Origin of the sequence: Curtobacterium sp. 1310 (assembly GCF_017834105.1) — a bacterium.
Taxonomy (GTDB): Bacteria; Actinomycetota; Actinomycetes; order Actinomycetales; family Microbacteriaceae; genus Curtobacterium.
This window is the reverse complement of sequence record NZ_JAFICY010000002.1, coordinates 652465-669835: the sequence shown is the minus strand read 5'-3', so window position 1 is coordinate 669835 and position 17371 is coordinate 652465. Positions and strand designations below refer to the sequence as shown.

The 17371-nt window shown below is 70.1% G+C and carries 13 protein-coding genes; 9 read left to right on the top strand and 4 right to left on the bottom strand.

Annotated elements, in window-relative coordinates; genetic code table 11:
- Nucleotides 1-30: 30 nt before the first annotated feature.
- The gene (locus JOD95_RS07170) at nt 31-1473 is read left to right on the top strand and encodes a polysaccharide biosynthesis tyrosine autokinase (RefSeq protein WP_209684152.1); all 1443 of its coding nucleotides are present in this window, start codon (nt 31-33) and stop codon (nt 1471-1473) included.
- Nucleotides 1470-2420 (top strand): UDP-glucose 4-epimerase GalE, encoded by a 951-nt coding sequence (gene galE, locus JOD95_RS07165; RefSeq protein WP_209684151.1) that lies wholly within the window; start codon nt 1470-1472, stop codon nt 2418-2420. The genes JOD95_RS07170 and galE overlap by 4 nt, the downstream gene beginning before the upstream one ends.
- A gap of 105 nt (nt 2421-2525) precedes the next feature.
- Here the strand turns inward: galE and JOD95_RS07160 are convergent, their stop codons facing one another.
- Nucleotides 2526-3761, bottom strand: coding sequence for a hypothetical protein (locus JOD95_RS07160; protein ID WP_209684150.1), 1236 nt, complete (start codon nt 3759-3761; stop codon nt 2526-2528).
- Nucleotides 3762-3788: 27 nt separating this feature from the next.
- On the opposite strand from JOD95_RS07160, the gene JOD95_RS07155 reads away from it, so the two are divergent.
- From JOD95_RS07155 to JOD95_RS07145, 3 genes are read left to right on the top strand one after another with little or no spacing between them, the layout of a single operon-like run.
- Nucleotides 3789-4571 carry a WecB/TagA/CpsF family glycosyltransferase gene (locus JOD95_RS07155; protein ID WP_209684149.1) on the top strand — a complete coding sequence of 261 codons (783 nt, stop codon included), beginning with the start codon at nt 3789-3791 and terminating at the stop codon, nt 4569-4571.
- A complete protein-coding gene (locus JOD95_RS16660) occupies nt 4568-5710 on the top strand; it encodes a glycosyltransferase family 4 protein (protein WP_209684148.1) in 1143 nt (380 codons plus the stop codon). The genes JOD95_RS07155 and JOD95_RS16660 overlap by 4 nt, the downstream gene beginning before the upstream one ends.
- Nucleotides 5707-6810: an NAD(P)-dependent oxidoreductase gene (locus JOD95_RS07145; protein WP_209684147.1), complete on the top strand. Its 1104-nt coding sequence runs from the start codon at nt 5707-5709 to the stop codon at nt 6808-6810. The genes JOD95_RS16660 and JOD95_RS07145 overlap by 4 nt, the downstream gene beginning before the upstream one ends.
- Nucleotides 6811-6877: 67 nt before the next feature.
- On the opposite strand, the gene JOD95_RS07140 is transcribed toward JOD95_RS07145, so the two are convergent.
- The gene (locus JOD95_RS07140) at nt 6878-7315 is read right to left on the bottom strand and encodes a hypothetical protein (RefSeq protein WP_209684146.1); all 438 of its coding nucleotides are present in this window, start codon (nt 7313-7315) and stop codon (nt 6878-6880) included.
- 2 nt (nt 7316-7317) lie between these two features.
- The gene (locus JOD95_RS07135) at nt 7318-8523 is read right to left on the bottom strand and encodes an O-antigen ligase (protein ID WP_209684145.1); all 1206 of its coding nucleotides are present in this window, start codon (nt 8521-8523) and stop codon (nt 7318-7320) included.
- Between the two features lie 21 nt (nt 8524-8544).
- On the opposite strand from JOD95_RS07135, the gene JOD95_RS07130 reads away from it, so the two are divergent.
- The gene (locus JOD95_RS07130) at nt 8545-9378 is read left to right on the top strand and encodes a glycosyltransferase (protein WP_209684144.1); all 834 of its coding nucleotides are present in this window, start codon (nt 8545-8547) and stop codon (nt 9376-9378) included.
- A gap of 51 nt (nt 9379-9429) precedes the next feature.
- Here the strand turns inward: JOD95_RS07130 and JOD95_RS16915 are convergent, their stop codons facing one another.
- Nucleotides 9430-12948, bottom strand: a complete 3519-nt coding sequence (locus tag JOD95_RS16915) for an Ig-like domain-containing protein (protein WP_209684143.1) — start codon at nt 12946-12948, stop codon at nt 9430-9432.
- Between the two features lie 794 nt (nt 12949-13742).
- Between JOD95_RS16915 and dnaK the strand changes: the two genes are divergently transcribed.
- Genes dnaK through JOD95_RS07110 form a run of 3 tightly spaced genes read left to right on the top strand, consistent with a single transcriptional unit; the run spans nt 13743 to nt 17357 of the window.
- A complete protein-coding gene (dnaK, locus tag JOD95_RS07120) occupies nt 13743-15608 on the top strand; it encodes a molecular chaperone DnaK (protein WP_209684142.1) in 1866 nt (621 codons plus the stop codon).
- A 3-nt stretch (nt 15609-15611) separates the two neighbouring features.
- Nucleotides 15612-16328, top strand: coding sequence for a nucleotide exchange factor GrpE (locus JOD95_RS07115; protein WP_209684141.1), 717 nt, complete (start codon nt 15612-15614; stop codon nt 16326-16328).
- Nucleotides 16329-16352: 24 nt separating this feature from the next.
- Complete coding sequence (locus JOD95_RS07110; protein ID WP_209684140.1) at nt 16353-17357, top strand: DnaJ C-terminal domain-containing protein; 1005 nt, start codon at nt 16353-16355, stop codon at nt 17355-17357.
- The last annotated feature ends 14 nt before the right edge of the window (nt 17358-17371 follow it).

Below are 17371 nucleotides of genomic sequence, written 5' to 3'. Positions count from 1 at the left end.
GACATGTGAAATCGGAACAGGAAGGCCTCCATGTCGCTCGTCGAGTACCTGCAGCTGCTTCGTCGTTCGTGGCTGGTGATCACCTGCACCGCGCTGCTCGGCATCGCGGCGGCGAGCTCGTTCCTGCTGGTGGTCACACCGCAGTACACGACGTCGACGCGGCTCTACATCTCGGCGTCTGCGGGCGACGGAGCGGTGGCCAGTGAACTCACGCAGAGCAACTCGTTCGCCGTGCAGGCCGCCGTGACGTACGCCGGCGTCGCCGCCAGTCCGCTCGTGCTGCAGCGCGCGATCGACGAGCTGCACCTCGACGAGTCCGCCCGAGACCTCGCGACGCGCGTGACGGCCACGACGAAGGACGGGACGGCGCTGCTCGACATCGCGGTGACCGATTCCGACCCGTCACGGGCGGCGGAGACGGCGAACGCGATCGCCGTCGCCTTCGGCGATGTCCTCACGTCGAAGCTCGAGCCTGCGCGTGACGGCGACCGCCCGCTCGTCTCCAGCACGGTCATCGCTCCCGCCATCGCCCCCGCGGCGCCGACCGCTCCCCGCCCGGTCCCGGTCATCGTCGCCGGGTTCGTGCTCGGGACGGCCGTGGGCGTCGGCTCCGCCGTCCTGCGCAAGGTGCTCGACACCCGGCTGCGCAGCGTCGCCGCGATCGAGGACGCGACCGAGGTGCCCTACCTGGGCAGCATCCTGCACGACCCCGAAGCACCCGTCCGTCCCCTGCTCCTGCAGCACGACCCGCGCAGCGCGGCGGCAGAGGCGGTCCGTCGGGTGCGCGCGGCGCTCGAGTTCGTCCGGTTCCCGGAAGGGCGGGCGACCTTCGTCGTCACCAGCGCCGGTGCGTCGGAAGGGAAGAGCTACAGTGCGGCGAACCTCGCGCTCGCCCTTGCCGAGACCGGGTCGCGTGTCGCCCTCGTGGACAGCGACCTCCGTCGCCCGCAGGTCGCGGAGCGCTTCGGGCTCGAGGGGGCTGCCGGACTCAGCGACCTGTTGATCGGACGACTCGAGCTGTCGGACGTCCTGCAGCCGTGGGGGCGCCAGGGCCTCGTCGTGCTGCCGTCCGGCCCCGTGCCACCGAACCCGTCCGAGCTCCTCGGGTCGCCGGCGATGGGTGCGCTCGTCGACGAGCTGCAGCAGCACTTCGACTACGTCGTCATCGATGCGCCACCGGTGCTGCTCGTCGCCGACGCCGCCGTCCTCAGCCGCTTCGCTTCGGTGCTGCTCGCGGTTCCGCACGGCAGGGTCAGCCGCACGACGGTCGCGGCGGCGATGCGGACGCTCCGCGGGGTGGGCGCGAACGTGATCGGGTCGATCGGTACGCTCGTACGGCCGACGGAGGGTGATCAGCCCTACCGCTACGGCGCTTACGGAGCCGCTTACGGAGCTGAGGAGACGGAGCCGGCGGCAGAGGTGCAGTCGGCTCTGGTCGTCGGTGGTCCCGCGCGACCGGGGTCGCGAGCATGAGCGTCACGCTCGTCACCGGCGGCGCCGGGTACATCGGTGCGCACGTCGTGCGGGCGCTGCTCGCCAGCGGCGACCGCGTGGTCGTGGTCGACGACCTGTCGACGGGATTCGCCGACCGCGTCGACGTCCCGATCGCACGACTCGACCTTGCCGGCGCCGGTGCCTCCGAGGCACTGGCCTCGGTGCTCGAGGAGGAGCGGGTCGACAGCGTGGTGCACCTGGCCGCGCTGAAGGACGTCGGTGAGTCCGTCGCCGACCCGGAGCGGTACTACCGGGTCAACGTCCTCGGGGTCGTGCACGTGCTCGAGGCCATGCGGCGAGCGGGGGTGCGCGACCTGGTGTTCTCGTCCTCGGCCGCCGTCTACGGGAACGTCGACAGCGAGAGCGTCGACGAGGACGCACCCTGTCGCCCGATCAACCCCTACGGTCGCTCGAAGCTCGTCGGTGAGTGGGCGATCGAGGACGCCACACGCGCCTGGGGGCTGCGCGCCCTCCGGCTGCGCTACTTCAACGTCGCCGGCGCGGGCGGTCGGCACCTGCGGGACCGCGTTGCGGCCAACCTCATCCCGATCGTGCTCGACCGGGTCCGACGGGGCGAGCCCGCTCAGGTCTTCGGTGCCGATCACCCCACCGTGGACGGCACCTGCGTTCGTGACTACGTCCACGTCGAGGACCTCGCAGATGCCCACGTCGCAGCGGTGCATGCGCTCCGATCGGACCGCACGGGCGACGACGCCCTGAACATCGGTACCGGCAGGGGGGCCTCCGTCCGCGAGGTCATCGACGTCATCGGAGCGGTGACCGGGGCCGCGGCCGAGGCGCGGGTGGTCGACCGGCGCGTGGGTGACCCGGCGGCGATGGTCGCGAACCCCGCACGAGCGCAACGACTCCTCGGCTGGCGGGCTCGTCGGGACCTGCGAGAGATCGTGCGCTCCGCCGGCGAGTGACGATGATGGCGGAGGGCGGTGCCGGTCGGTGCCGCCCTCCATCGTCGTGACCTCCCCTGTGTGATCGTCGTCGTCTCCGGTGCGTCACCTGGACGAGGACGAACCTCACACGGTCGGGGCGACAGGACGCCACCGCAGGACGGCGTGGAACCAGGGGAGGACCAGCCAGGGCGCGGCCGTCGAGGCGATCGCGACCGGGACCGGGGTGCCGAGGGCGGTGAGGGTGACCACGAGCGTGCCGAGCGAGGCTCCGAGCGTGACCAGCCGCAGTGCCATGAGTTCGCGCCACGACCGGCGGTAGCGCATGAACGCAGTCGTCGTCGACGCCAGCCAGAGCGCCACCGCGAGGAGCAGCACGGCCGGTGCCGGCGCGACGCGGAGGTCGGCGAGCAACGCACCCGGCGCCGTCAGGAGGGGGAGTGCCACCGCTGCGGCCATCCCGGCGACCACGGCCATCGCAGCCGCAGCTGCAGTCACCCAACCGAGCGAACGGAGTGCGTCGATCCTCCTGTCCGGACGGTTCCCGGCCCGCGCCTGGTCCGCCTCGCGTCGGAAACGGGCCACGAGCAGTGGTGACGCGGCGACCAGTGCCATCTGCAGCGGTCCGGCGACGAGGGTCGTGCTGGTCCGCACCGCACCGGCTTCGACGAGCCCGCTCGTCCATCCGACCATCGTGACCACGGCTGCCGGGACGCAGCCGACCAGGAACCCGTCGAGCATCATCCACGGGATGTCCCGGCCGACGGTCCGGAGGTACGTGCGCACCGCGATGTGCGTCCCGGGTGCGTGACGGAGCAGGAGGGTCGCGGCCGCAGACCACGTCGCGACCGCGAGGGAGCCCGTCACGACGACGATCCGCGTGCGCTCGCCGATCGGGGGGCCGGACGCGAGGGCAGTGGCACCGAGCGCGAGGACGGCGAGGTGGACGGCGTCCCCGGCGGCGGCGCGGCGGAACCGCCCGCTGGCGAGCTCGGTGGTCCTGGCGGCGTTCCACGCTGAGGCACCGAGCAGTGCCATCACGAGCGCCGCGGCACCCCACCCCAGCGCGAGCCGATGTGCGACGACGCCGACAGTGAGCGCTGCTGGCAGTGCCGCGGCGACCTGGAGGCGGAGGCCGGTGGTGCGGTGTGCGTCGGCGGCGGCAGGGTCTCCTGCGCACCACGTCAGCACCGGCTGCGTGACCCCGGCGAGGGTGGCGAGCGCGACGTAGTGCACCGAGAGGACCAGGGCGAGCGCTCCCCATCGCTCCGGCGGCAGGGCTGTCGTGCCGATGAGTGTCAGGGTCACCTGGCCCACGCTGAGGAGCACCTGCGCGAGGAGAGGCCATCGGAACTGTCGCACCGTGTGAGTATATCGTATGATATTGATATGACAGCAGACGCTCCCCTCGAATTCGACGCGCTCCCCAGGCGCGCACTGACCGGGATCCCGGTGGTCGTGGCCGACCGCGGTCAGGCCGTCGGACACCTCATCGACCTGGCACGTGCCGGCCGCCCCGGTGACGTGCACCTGGCGAACTCCTACGTGATGTCGCTCGCCGCGCGTGACCCCGAGTACCGCCGGATCCTGATCGAGTCGGCCGCCGTCTACCCCGACGGCAAGCCGCTCTCGTGGGCATCCCGACTGCTACCGGGTCCGCGGTTGTCGCAGGTGCGCGGGCCGTCGCTCTTCCCGGACGTGCTGGATCGAGGGCGCGCTCGGGGTGTCCGGCACTACCTGCTCGGCAACACGGACGAGGTGCTCGAGATGATGCGTCGCGAACTCGAGCGACGCTTCCCCGGAGTCCTGATCGTCGGGACGCACAAGTCGTACTTCCGACCGATGACCGACGAGGAGCAACGCGCGCAGGACGACGACATCCGCGCCGCGGACCCGGACATCGTGTGGGTCGGCCTCGGCACTCCGCTGCAGGACGCCGAGACCCGGCGTCTGGCGCGCGAGGTCGGGGTGCTCGCGATCGGCGTCGGGGTGGTGTTCGACTTCGTCGCGGGTACCAAGGCGGAGGCCCCGGCGTGGACCACACGACTCGGTGTCGAGTGGTTGTTCCGCCTCTGCTCCGAACCCCGACGCCTGTGGCGACGGTACCTCGTGGGCAACGCGGTGTTCCTCTGGGCGGTGCTCCGTCAGCTCGCGTCCCGGACCCGCTCGTGACGCCCTCGCGCGGTCTCGCCCCCGATCTCGTCGTCCTCAGCCAGGTACCGCCGCCCGTGCACGGCCAGACGCTCATGACGAAGCGGACCCTCGACCTGCTCGCTCGTGACGGTTGGATGCTGCGTCTGGTGGACCGGAGGTTCAGCCGGAGCATCGACGAAGTCGGCGCCCCCGGTGTGCGCAAGATGCTCGCGGCCGTCGGTCTCGCCGCTCGACTCGGAGGGCAGGTGATCCGCCGACGCCCCGACGCCGTGCTGCTGTTCGCGACCACCAGGACGGCGTCCTTCTGCGTCGACGTCGTCCTCGTCCGCCTGCTCCGAGCGGTGCGGGTCCCCGTCGTCCTGACCATCCACTCGGTGGGATTCCGCCGGATCGCGGCGAGGAGTGCGGTCGGCGCCGCTGCGGTCCGGAGCCTGCTCGGAGCAGCCGAGGCAGTGGTGTGCCTCGGGCCGACCCTGACCGCCGATGTCCGACCGTTCGTGCGCACCGACCGGGTCCGGGTCATCCGGAACACCCCGGCGGAGGTGCCGCCCGTCAGCGTGGCGGAGCGGCAGGTCCAGGGCAGGCGGACCGTGCTCTGGCTGTCGAACCTGATGCCCGGGAAGGGTGCCGAGACGTTCGCGCACGTCGCTGCCGACCTCGCCGACCACGACGTCGACTTCCGCATGGTCGGACCGGTCGCTGACGATGCCACCGCCGCGGCGGTCCGATCGATCGTCGCCGGGTCCGCCGTCCGCTCCCGCTTCCACCTCGACGGGCCGGCGTACGGTGCCGCCAAGTGGGAGGCGGTCCGCGGAGCGACCGTGCTGGCCTTCACCTCCGAGCTCGACGAGGCCCAGCCGCTCACGATCGTCGAGGCCATGGCCTGCGGTACTCCGGTGGTCGCTTTCGACCGCGGCGGCATCGCGGACCTCGTCGAGCACGGCGTGACGGGGTTCCTCGCCGAGCCGGGCGACACCGCGGCGTTCGCTGCACACCTCCGGCAGATCCTCGACGACCCCGGTCTCGCCGCGCGACTACGGCGGGGAGCACTCGACGCCTACGCCGCCCGGCACGCTCCGGACACCCACGTCCAGGCATGGCGGGACCTCTTCGACCACCCCCGAACCACTTCCACGATCTCCAGGAGGACCAGATGACCACCCGACCCACCACCACCCGACCCATCGTGCTCGTGACCGGCGGAGCAGGCTTCATCGGCTGTGCGCTGTCCCGCGTGCTCGCCCCGACGTCGGCGCGGTGGATCGCGGTCGACGCCCTGCACCCGCAGGTGCACGCCGAGCGCCGACGCCCGGACGCGCTCGACCCGGCTGCCGAGCTCGTCGTCGCTGACGTCACCGATCCCGATGCATGGGATGCACTGCTCGCGACGGTGCGACCGGACGTCGTGGTCCACCTCGCTGCGGAGACCGGGACGGCCCAGTCCCTCGACGAGGCGACCCGTCACGCCGACGTCAACGTCTGTGGGACGACCGTGATGCTCGACGCCCTCGGCCGTCACGGTGTCCTCCCGTCCCGCATCGTGCTCGCGAGCAGCCGCGCCGTCTACGGCGAGGGCGACTGGCTCGACACCGTGTCCGGTGCCGTGGTCCGCCCCGGGCAGCGGACGCACGACCAGCTCGAGGCCGGGGCGTGGGACCATGCCGGCGCGACCTCGATGCCCTCGGACGCACGACGGACCGTGCCGGCACCGACGAGCGTGTACGGCGCGACGAAGCTCGCTCAGGAGCACGTCCTGGGTGCGTGGTGCGCTGCTCGCGGTGTGGGTCTCGCCGTCCTCCGGCTGCAGAACGTGTACGGGCCGGGCCAGTCGCTGACGAATCCGTACACGGGCATCGTCTCGCTGTTCTCGCAGCTCGCGCGTCGCGGTGACTCCATCCCGGTCTACGAGGACGGTGCGATCGTCCGCGACTTCGTGCACATCGAGGACGTGGCCGGTGCGCTCGCCGCGGCGGTCACGGGCGGCCCGGAGGTCGAGGGCGCGCCGATCGACGTCGGGTCCGGTGTGGCGACCACGATCCTCGACCTCGCGCAGCGGATCGCGGCGTTCCACGGCGCTCCGGCCCCGCGCATCACAGGCGCGTACCGGGACGGCGACGTCCGCGCGGCGTCGTGCACCGTCGAGGACGCTGCCGCTCGCCTGGGGTGGACGCCGCGGTGGTCCGTCGGTGCCGGTGTTGCGGACCTGCAGACGTGGATCGACCGGTGTCTGCGCGAGGACGTGCCCGCACTGGTGTGACGTTCTACGAGACACGAAGCGGGGCTCGGCTGACCAGCCGAGCCCCGCTTCGTGTCTCGTAGATGGGTCAGTACCCCTCGGGCGCCGGGGCGACGACGTTGGACCGCCCCTGGTCGTCGACCTGGGGCTGCGACGGCGTGACGATGCGGTTGCCCTCGGAGTCCTCGTCGAACGAGACCGCCCCGACCGCCTCGACCCGCACGTAGTTGAGCTTGCCGGACACGGTCATCGTGTCGAGATCGCGCCCCGCGGTGACCTGCGTCTTCGACGCTCGGATCTCGAGCGAGCTGCAGGAGCCGTCGAGTCGGACGACTGCGTCGTCCTCGGTCACCACGGCCTTGCCGTCAGGGCAGGTGACGGCCGCGGCCGTCGTGACCGACGTGGACGGGGATGACGAGGGCGAGGGGTGCGTGTCGCCGTGTGCCGAGCAGCCAGCGAGGCCGGCCACGAGGGCGAGGCCGACGGCGACCGGGGCGGTACGACGGGTGGAGGTGTGGAGCGTCATGGTCAGGGACCTTTCGTGTGGCGGGTGGTCGGAGCCGACAGCGGGATGGTCGTCGGCGGGTCCCGTCGCGCGTCCGACCCGAGGGACAGTCCGATGAGGACCGCCGTCGGACCGATCGCGAACGGGTAGATCAGGGTGTTGTCGGTGGCCGCCGTGACCAGCAGGGCGAGGAACGCGGCGAGCGCTGCCCAGTGCACGGCGTCGTCGGTGCGCTGCGCAGCGCGGGCGATCCGGACGAGGGTGGTCACGGCAGCGAGGGCGAAGAGGGAGACGCCGATCCAACCGGTGTCGTGCAGGAGCCGGAGCCAGTCGTTGTGCGGCTGCCGGATGCCGACGAACGTCTCGGTGACGAGCCGCGCGGCGCTCCCCGGCCCGTGGCCGACCAGCGGTGCGCTTCTCGCGTGGTCGGCCACGACGTCCCAGAGCTTCGCGCGTCCGGACGTGTTGATGGCGACCCCACCGAGCATCGCGTTGTCCCCCGAGGTGAACCGGCCGCGGTAGGACGGCACCCACGTCCACACGGCAGCGAGTGTCGCGCCGGCACCGACGACGGCGAGGATCGCAAGGCGGATCCTGTGGCCCACCGGTCGGCGGGTCACGAGGACGACGAGGACGAGGAGAGCCACCACCGACGCTGTGCGGGAGAGGCTCGCGACGATGCCGACGACGATGACCGCGGGGGCGATCCGCAGCAGCCACGGTCCGGCGCGGAGTGCGGCTGCAGCGGCGAGCATCGGCAGTGCGGCGAGGGCGTACGAACGGATGCCGTCGGTCAGCAGCCCGAGGGTCTGTTGGACGGCGAACAGCGCGGTGGCGAGCAGGCCAGAGGCGGCGAACCACCGGAGGACACGATCCGCGATGTCGGGGGTCGCCTGGAGGGCGACGAAGGCGGGCAGCAGGAGGAGGATCGTGTAGGCGGCGACGTTCTGCAGACCGTCGACGTCCGGTGCGAAGAGGGCCCGTCCGAACGCGAGCGCGAGGAACAGCAGACCCGGGACGGCGACCGGCGATCGAGACCCGATCAGCATGGGCGCGAGCGCCGTGCATGCGGCTGCGCTGCCCGCGGTGACGATCCCGCTCACCGAGGTCGACCCCACGTGGAGCACCGACGTCACGCCCGCGAGCACGCCCACCAGGGCCGCGAGCGCCGTGATGGCGTGGACGGTCCGGATCCCCTGCCCGGGCTGCACCACCATCACGTCTCGCATAGCAAATGTTAGTATATCAGAGTGAGTTGCCTCCCCATTCCTCCTGATCCGATCCGCCTCTCGATCGTCATCGCTGCGTACAACGCGCAGGCGACCCTGCAGCGGGCCATCGCCAGCTGCTTGACGCAACGTGTCGACGAGCCGTTCGAGGTGCTCGTCGTCGACGACGGGTCGACTGACAGCACCGCGGCCGTCGCGCGGTCGTTCGGTCCCGAGGTCCAGGTGCTGTCGTCGGACGGGAACCGCGGACGCTCCGCTGCACGGAACGCCGCGATCGAGGCGGCCCGCGGCTCCGTCATCGTGCCCCTCGACGCCGACGACCGGATGCTCTCCGGGCGTCTCGCCGCGCACGTCGCCGCCCTCGACGGCAACCCGTCCGCGGTCGCCGTGTTCGGACGTTCGATCGGGGTCCACCCCGGGGGCACGCGCCCATGGCCGCTGATGCCCGGAACACCGCAGGGTGTCGACGAGGCCTTCGCCCGAGGCAGGATGGCGGTCAACCACCCCGCGTGCGCGTTCCGGCGGTCGTGGTGGGAGGCGCTCGGTGGGTACGACGAGCAGGTCCGGGTGGCGGAGGACTTCGACCTGTTCCTGCGTGGCTGGACGCCCGGCGCGTACCTTCCGCACGACGACGTCGTCCTCGAGTACACGATCAGTGGCAGGTTCCCCTCGTGGCAGTACTGGTGGGCCAACGAGCGGCACCGCCGCGCGATCGTGGCCCGCGCCGGTGATCCGGCGCAACCGTTCGTCGACCACCTGCACCGCGCCTCCCGTCCGGCGTTGCACGGCCTGGAGGTGCTGCGTTGGTCCGCCTCGTCGGTGCGCGACCGCACGGCTCGCCGCAACGGCCGCTGACACGGGGAAGGCCCCCTCCGCAGTGCGGAGGGGGCCTTCTCGTCGTGACCGTCAGTTCTCGGTGATCGTGATCGTCCGGGTCTGCTGCTCACCGACCGGTCGGTCGTTCAGCAGCTGCGTGAAGGTGATCGTGTGCTCACCGACCGTCAGGTCCTTCGGGCTGATCTCACCGAACCAGCCTTCGCCGTTCGCGGTGACCGTGGTGATCTCGCTGCCGTCGGTGTCCGTGATCCGGACCTGCGCGCCCGGGGTCGCCCAGCCGATGAAGGACGGCTTCGGCCACCAGTTGGTGTAGCCGTCGGTCGGGGCCTCGATGCGCAGCGGGTCAGCCGCGATCGTGTACTGCACAGAGGTCTCCGTCGTGGCGTCGTTGAACGTCTGGCGGAAGTGCAGCGTGTGCGTGTCGTAGGACAGCGCCTTCTCGCTCACGATGCCGAACCAACCGTCGTCGTTCGCCTGGACGTGCGCCAGACGGGTGGTGCCGTCGGTGTCGAACACGTCGACCCAAGCGCCCGGCGTCGCCCAACCGATGTACGACGGGTTCGGCCACCAGCTCGAACCGCCGTCCTGAGGAGAGTCGATCTGGAAGGGCTTGTGCGCGATCGTGATCGAGACCGTCTTGGTGTTCGTCGCGCCGTTCGCGGTCTGGGTGAACGTCAGCGTGTGCTGCCCGTTCGCCAGCGCCTTCGCGCTCGTCACGCCGAACCAGCCCTCGGAGTTGATGTCCTCGCTGCCGAGGACGTTGTCGTTCTCGTCCGTGATCGTCACGTGACCGCCCGGGGTGCCCCAGCCGATGAGGGCCGGGTTCGGGTACCAGGCCGTGCTCCCGTCGACCGGGGAGTCGATCGTCAGGTCGCGGATCGAGTCGATGGTGACGGTCCGCGTGATCGTCTCGGTCTCGCCGCCGGGCTTCGTCTGCGTGATCACGAAGGTGTGCACGCCGTCACGCAGGGTGGCCGTGCTGACCTTGCCCCACCAGCCGTTGTCGTCCACGGTGGTGCTGCCGATCTCCGGCCCGCCGACGCCGTCCTGGATCCGGACGGTCGACTCTGCGGTACCCCAGCCCATGAAGTACGGCGTGCGGTTCGCGGTGGCGCTGTTGTCCTCCGGGCTCTGCACCGAGAAGGGGCGGGACACCCCGGCCGGCTTGGTCACGGTCACCGAGGAGCTCCCGGATGCCGTGAAGGCGCCGTGGTCGCTCGAGCCGGAGACGGTGAAGGTCGCGTCACCGGTACCCGGCGTCACGCCTTCGATCGGCAGGCTCCAGCGGGTCTTCGTACCCTTGGCAAGCGTCCAGCCGGCAGCCGTGCTCACCGTGACGGTGGCCTTCGCACCATCGTCCTTGACCTGCACGGTCGCGGAAGACCGGCTGTCCGTCTGCCAGGTCGAGCCGTCGGCGGAGGTCTGGGCCTTCGCGGTACCCGCGACGAACTTCGTGCCGGCCGGAGCCGTGACCTCGAACGTGGTGCCCGTGAGCGACGTCAGGTCCGCGGTGGCCTCCAGGCCCGCGAACACGTCCTGCTGCTCACCGACCTTCACCTCGGTGTCGAACCCGAGCGCCGTCGATGCGATGCCGCCGTTCTCGATGACCGGTTCGGCGACGGTGGCGGAGATGGTGCCGTGCGCGATGACCTGATCGGTCTTCGCGGGGATGACGTCGACGGTTCCGCCGGTGAGGGTGTCGCCGGCCTTCTGGTCGTCGAGGATCTGGAGCTTGAACTGGATCTTGCGGTAGGTGTTCGACCAGGTGTTGTCGCCGCTGATGGTCGCGGTCGTGCCGTCTGCCGACACGGTGCCGCCGACGGTGCTGCCGTTGCCGTCGCCGCCGCGGACGGCGGCGAACTTGGTCCCGGCGGGGGCGTGGAGCGTGACCTCACCCTGACGCGAGGCCGAGGACGACATCGTGCCGGAGACCCAGTCGGTGGTCTGCCCGGCGGGCGTCGCGGGGACGTCGAAGGCGACCTTCGAGCCGGTCTTGGCCGAGAACGAGCCCTCGCCGACGACCGTGTCCGTCCCCGCCGTCTTGATGGTGGCGGTGCCGCCGTTCAGGGTCGTGTCGGCTGCTGCGTCGTCGTTCACGCGCAGCTTGAGCTGGATCTTGCGGTAGTCATCGGCCCAGGTGTTGTCGCCCTTGAAGAGCGCACTCTGGCCGTCGCTGCTGACCTGCCCCGTGATGGTCGAGCCGTTGCCGACACCCTCGCCGCGTGCTTCGACGATCTTCGTGCCCGCGGGAGCCTTCAGCTCGAGCTCACCCTTGGTGTTCTTCGAGATCGATCCGTCGATCCAGCCCGTCGTCGTCCCCGGCGCCGCGACCGGCACGTCCGCGAAGGTGATCGTGGAGCGGCTGACCGGCGTGCTCACCGGCGAGGTCGCGTCGATCGCGACCGCGCCGTGGTTGGTCGAGCCGGTGATCTTGTAGCCGAGGGCCCCGGCCCCGTCCGGCGTCTTGTCGTCAGCCTTCACCGGAGCCAGCCAGCGGAGCTGGTAGCCCTGCTCCTGCACGAAGTAGGACGACGAGCTGTCGAAGGTGCCGGTGAGCTTGTCGCCGTCGACCTTGGTGACGCTGAGGGCGAGCGAGTCGCTGTCGCGCCAGGCCTCGCTGTTGTTCTTGCGCCACTGCCCCTTGAGCGTGGAGCCCGCCGCGAACGTCGTGCCGGACGGCGCGGTCAGCTCGACCGAGGCCTTCAGCTCGGTGTACTTGGTCGTCGCCTCCGTGCTGAACGGCACGTCGACCGTCCCACCACGAACCAGCGCCGTGCTGTCCGAGGCAGCCGCGGTGACGCCGCCGTTCTGGACGGCGACGATGGCGGAGAAGGTGCCGTGGGCGACGATCTGCTTGGTGTCGCTCGTGATGATGTCGGCGGTTCCGCCGGTGAGGGTGTCGCCGGCCTTCTGGTCGTCGAGGATCTGGAGCTTGAACTGGATCTTGCGGAAGCTGTTCGAGAAGGTGTTGTCCTTCTCGATGGTCGCGGTCGTGCCGTCCGCCGAGACGGTGCCGTTGACGAAGCTGCCCTTGCCGCCGCCGCCGCGGACGGCGGCGAACTTGGTGCCGGCGGGGGCGTGGAGCGTGACGTCGCCCTGTCGCGAGGCCGAGGACGACATCGTGCCGGAGATCCAGTCGGTGGTCTGCCCGGCGGGCGTCGCGGGGACGTCGAAGGCGACCTTCGAGCCGGTCTTGGCCGAGAACGAGCCCTCGCCGACGACCGTGTCCGTCCCCGCCGTCTTGATGGTGGCGGTGCCGCCGTTCAGGGTCGTGTCGGCTGCTGCGTCGTCGTTCACGCGCAGCTTGAGCTGGATCTTGCGGTAGTCATCGGCCCAGGTGTTGTCGCCCTTGAAGAGCGCACTCTGGCCGTCGCTGCTGACCTGCCCCGTGATGGTCGAGCCGTTGCCGACACCCTCGCCGCGTGCTTCGACGATCTTCGTGCCCGCGGGAGCCTTCAGCTCGAGCTCACCCTTGGTGTTCTTCGAGATCGATCCGTTGATCCAACCCGTCGTCGTCCCCGGCGCCGCGACCGGCACGTCCGAGAAGGAGACGACTGCTGAAGGGGCGATGGTGCTGACATCGCTCACGAGCGGAAGAGACGATTTGCTGTAGTCGAGGTAACGGTATTCCCAGGACGTCCAGCCCTCTGCTGCTGCGCCCCCGGATACCGAAGGGCCTCCGATGCCTCGGCCGGAATTGGTTTTCAGGCTTTTACCGTCGAAGCGCCACTTCGATTCTTCGCCGCTGCAAACGGCGTTCGACTGAACGACCGGGAAGAACCCGCCATTCGGGCCCCCGGCGCCTCGGCCGATGGCGCCTACGCAATAATGATTCCTCTCGAAGCCGAAGCGCCCGTCGTCGTGGAATATAACATTCCAAAAGGGTGCTCTTGCCTCTGCTTCAGCAAGCGAGCCATACGACACGTAGAACGTGCAAGGCATGTAGGTACAATCGCCGGGAGCCGGCGTGTAATACCTACCTCCGCTCTCGAAGATCAGTTGGATTTTATCTGAGTCCGCTCGAGGACTCACCGGAGTTGCCCTGGCCTCTGGGGAGCCTACTGAGAAGGTGGCAAGGGCTGAAAGGGCAACGCCGGTCGCGACGGCCCTCCGGAGGAATGACTTCATGTGAAGAGATGTCTTTCGGATCGAGGCCACGCACGCGCGACGCGCCGGGCACTGGTCATAGGACATAAGAAATATCACCCATGTTCCTGAAGTTCTGCCGAGTGTGATGACTACGATGAACTTGCCCCCGATCGACTCAACTTCCGCTTCGGAGACTTGACGCGCGGCCGGCTCTGAGTAAACTTGAGTGCAGCGGACGCAACTCCGCGTAAGCTTCAGCAAGACCACGAACCCAACCGAAGGAGCACCACAACATGGGACGTGCAGTAGGCATCGACCTCGGAACCACCAACTCGGTCGTCAGCGTGCTCGAGGGTGGCGAGCCCACCGTCATCGCGAACGCCGAGGGGCTCCGCACCACGCCGTCGATCGTCGCCTTCACGAAGGACGGCGAGGTCCTGGTCGGCGAGACCGCCAAGCGCCAGGCCGTCACCAACGTCGACCGCACCATCGCCTCCGTGAAGCGCCACATCGGTACCGACTGGAAGGTCGACATCGACGGCAAGAGCTACACGCCGCAGGAGATCTCGGCCCGCACCCTCGGCAAGCTCAAGCGCGACGCCGAGCAGTACCTCGGTGAGGACGTCACCGACGCGGTCATCACCGTCCCGGCGTACTTCAACGACGCCGAGCGCCAGGCCACGAAGGACGCCGGTGAGATCGCCGGCCTCAACGTCCTCCGCATCATCAACGAGCCGACCGCCGCGGCGCTCGCCTACGGCCTCGACAAGGGCAAGGAAGACGAGCTCATCCTGGTCTTCGACCTCGGTGGCGGCACGTTCGACGTCTCCCTGCTCGAGGTGGGCAAGGACGACGACTTCTCCACGATCCAGGTCCGTGCGACCTCGGGCGACAACCGCCTCGGCGGTGACGACTGGGACCAGCGCATCGTCGACCACCTCGTCAAGAAGTTCAAGGACGAGCACGGCGTCGACCTGTCCACGGACAAGATCGCGAAGCAGCGCCTGAAGGAAGCGGCTGAGCAGGCCAAGAAGGAGCTCTCGTCGCAGATGTCGGCGAACATCCAGCTCCCGTACCTGACGCTGACCGCCGAGGGCCCGCTGAACCTCGACGAGACCATCTCGCGCGCGCAGTTCGAGCAGATGACCTCCGACCTGCTCGACCGCACGAAGAAGCCCTTCAACGACGTCATCAAGGAGGCGGGTGTCTCGGTCAACGACATCGCGCACGTGGTGCTCGTCGGTGGTTCGACCCGCATGCCCGCCGTGGCCGAGGTCGTCAAGAGCCTGACCGGCGGCAAGCAGCCGAACCAGGGCGTCAACCCGGACGAGGTCGTCGCCGTCGGCGCCGCCCTGCAGGCCGGTGTCCTGAAGGGCGAGCGCAAGGACGTCCTGCTCATCGACGTCACGCCGCTGTCCCTCGGCATCGAGACCAAGGGTGGCCTGATGACGAAGCTCATCGACCGCAACACCGCGATCCCGACCAAGCGCAGCGAGACCTTCACGACCGCCGACGACAACCAGCCGTCGGTCGCGATCCAGGTCTTCCAGGGCGAGCGCGAGTTCACCCGTGACAACAAGCCGCTCGGCACCTTCGAGCTCACCGGCATCGCGCCGGCTCCCCGTGGCGTGCCGCAGGTCGAGGTCACCTTCGACATCGACGCCAACGGCATCGTGCACGTGTCCGCGAAGGACAAGGGCACCGGCAAGGAACAGTCGATGGTCATCTCCGGCGGCTCGTCGCTGCCGAAGGAGGACATCGAGCGCATGGTGCGCGAGGCCGAGGAGCACGCCGCCGAGGACAAGGCCCGCCGCGAGGCCAACGAGCGTCGCAACCAGGCCGAGCAGCTCGTCTACTCGATCGAGAAGCTCATCAAGGAGAACGACGACAAGCTCCCCGCGGACGTCAAGTCCGAGGTGCAGGCGGACGTCGACTCCCTGAAGTCGGCCCTCGCGGGTGACGACGACGAGGCCGTGAAGACCGCCTTCGACAAGCTCAACGAGTCGCAGGGCAAGCTCGGCCAGGCCATCTACGCCCAGCAGGACGCGGGCGCCGCGGCCGGTGGCGAGCAGCCGACCGCCGACCAGCCGCAGGAGGACGACGAGGACATCGTCGACGCCGAGGTCGTGGACGACGAGGACGACAAGGACAAGAAGTAACGCATGGCTGACGACACCAAGAACCCGGACCCGCAGGACGAGAACCTGCCTGGAGGCTCGGCTGACGGTGCGCAGGCAGGGCGCGGCCCGGCGGACGGTTCCGCCGGGCCCGCCGGCTCCGCAGGCACCGGTCACCCCGACGGGTCGGAGGACGGCGCGACGGCTGACGTCGACGGCGCCGAGGACCTGATCGAGGCCGAGGGCCCCGACGTCGAGGTCCCCACGGACCTCTCACCGGAGGACCAGGCGCTCCTCGACGACGCCGCCCGCGGAATCGCCGAGGACAAGCTGAGCAGCGAGGACCGCGACCTCGTCGCCGACATGCGCGCCGACATGCTCCGTGCGCAGGCCGAGCTGGTGAACTTCCGGAAGCGCGTCGAGCGCGACCGCGAGGCGAACCGCGACGCCGTCATCGCCGAGGTCGTCCGCGCCCTGCTGCCGGCCCTGGACGACCTGACCCGCGCCGAGGCCCACGGCGACCTGACCGAGGGCCCCATGCAGGTCATCGGGCAGAAGATCCGCGGCGGCTTCGAGAAGTTCAAGCTGGTGCAGATCGGCGAGAAGGGCGAGCTCTTCGACCCGAACGTGCACGAGGCGATCGTGCAGCTGCCCACGCCGGGTGCGACCGACCAGACCGTGGCGGACGTCGTGGAGCCGGGCTACAAGCTCGGCGACCGCGTGCTCCGCGCGGCCAAGGTCGCCGTCGCGGTCCCGGCCTGAGGCTCGGGAAGGAGGTAGGGATTCATGGCCAGTCAGGACTGGTTCGACAAGGACTTCTACAAGGTCCTCGGCGTCGACAAGACGGCGAGCGACGCTGAGCTGAAGAAGACCTACCGGAAGCTCGCCCGGCAGTACCACCCGGACTCCAACCCGGGTGACGCTGCCGCCGAGTCCCGCTTCAAGGAGATCAGCGAGGCCTACTCGGTGCTCTCCGACAAGGAGCAGCGCGCCGAGTACGACCAGGTCCGTGCCATGGGCTCCGGCGCCCGCTTCACCGCGGGTGGCCCGGGCCAGGGCGGCGGGTTCGAGGACGTCTTCGGCGGGATGTTCGGCCAGCAGGGCGGGCAGCGTGTGCGCTTCGGCCAGGGCGGTGCTCGCGGCGGCGCCGGCGGCTTCGAGGACATCCTCGGCGGGATGTTCGGCGGCGGTCAGGGCTTCGGGCAGTCGTCCGGCGGCTTCCGCGGCTTCGGCGGTCCGACCAAGGGTCGCGACGTCACGGCGTCGACGACGCTCGACTTCACCACCGCGATCGCCGGTGACACCGTCAAGCTCTCGCAGGGCAACGGCCGACCGGTGAACGTCCGCATCCCCGCGGGCGTCGCCGACGGGCAGAAGATCCGCCTGCGCGGGCGCGGCGAGCCGAGTCCGGACGGCGGAGAGGCCGGCGACCTGGTCGTCAGCGTCTCCGTCCGCAAGCACCCGGTCTTCGAGCGCGACGGGCAGCACCTCCGCGTGGACGTCCCCGTGACGTTCGTCGAGGCGGCGCTCGGCGCGACGATCCAGGTGCCGACGCTCGGCGGCGAGCCCGTCAAGCTCAAGGTCGCCCCCGGCACGCCGTCCGGCCGCGTCCTGCGCGTCAAGGGACGCGGGGTCACGACCAAGAGCGGTACCGGTGACCTGCTCGCCACCGTGCAGGTCGCGGTGCCGTCGCACCTGTCGGACAAGCAGCGCGAGGCCGTCGAGGCCCTCCGTACGGCCCTGCCCGACGAGGACCCCCGCGAGGACCTCCTCGCCAAGGCGCGCAGCTAGCGCTGCGCAGCCAC

Coding starts and splice junctions, on each gene's coding strand:
- JOD95_RS07170 (WP_209684152.1), top strand. CDS start 31: ATGTCGCTCGTCGAGTACCTGCAGCTGCTTCGTCGTTCGTGGCTGGTG.
- galE (WP_209684151.1), top strand. CDS start 1,470: ATGAGCGTCACGCTCGTCACCGGCGGCGCCGGGTACATCGGTGCGCAC.
- JOD95_RS07155 (WP_209684149.1), top strand. CDS start 3,789: ATGACAGCAGACGCTCCCCTCGAATTCGACGCGCTCCCCAGGCGCGCA.
- JOD95_RS07145 (WP_209684147.1), top strand. CDS start 5,707: ATGACCACCCGACCCACCACCACCCGACCCATCGTGCTCGTGACCGGC.
- JOD95_RS07140 (WP_209684146.1), bottom strand. CDS start 7,315: ATGACGCTCCACACCTCCACCCGTCGTACCGCCCCGGTCGCCGTCGGC.
- JOD95_RS07135 (WP_209684145.1), bottom strand. CDS start 8,523: ATGCGAGACGTGATGGTGGTGCAGCCCGGGCAGGGGATCCGGACCGTC.
- dnaK (WP_209684142.1), top strand. CDS start 13,743: ATGGGACGTGCAGTAGGCATCGACCTCGGAACCACCAACTCGGTCGTC.
- JOD95_RS07115 (WP_209684141.1), top strand. CDS start 15,612: ATGGCTGACGACACCAAGAACCCGGACCCGCAGGACGAGAACCTGCCT.
- JOD95_RS07110 (WP_209684140.1), top strand. CDS start 16,353: ATGGCCAGTCAGGACTGGTTCGACAAGGACTTCTACAAGGTCCTCGGC.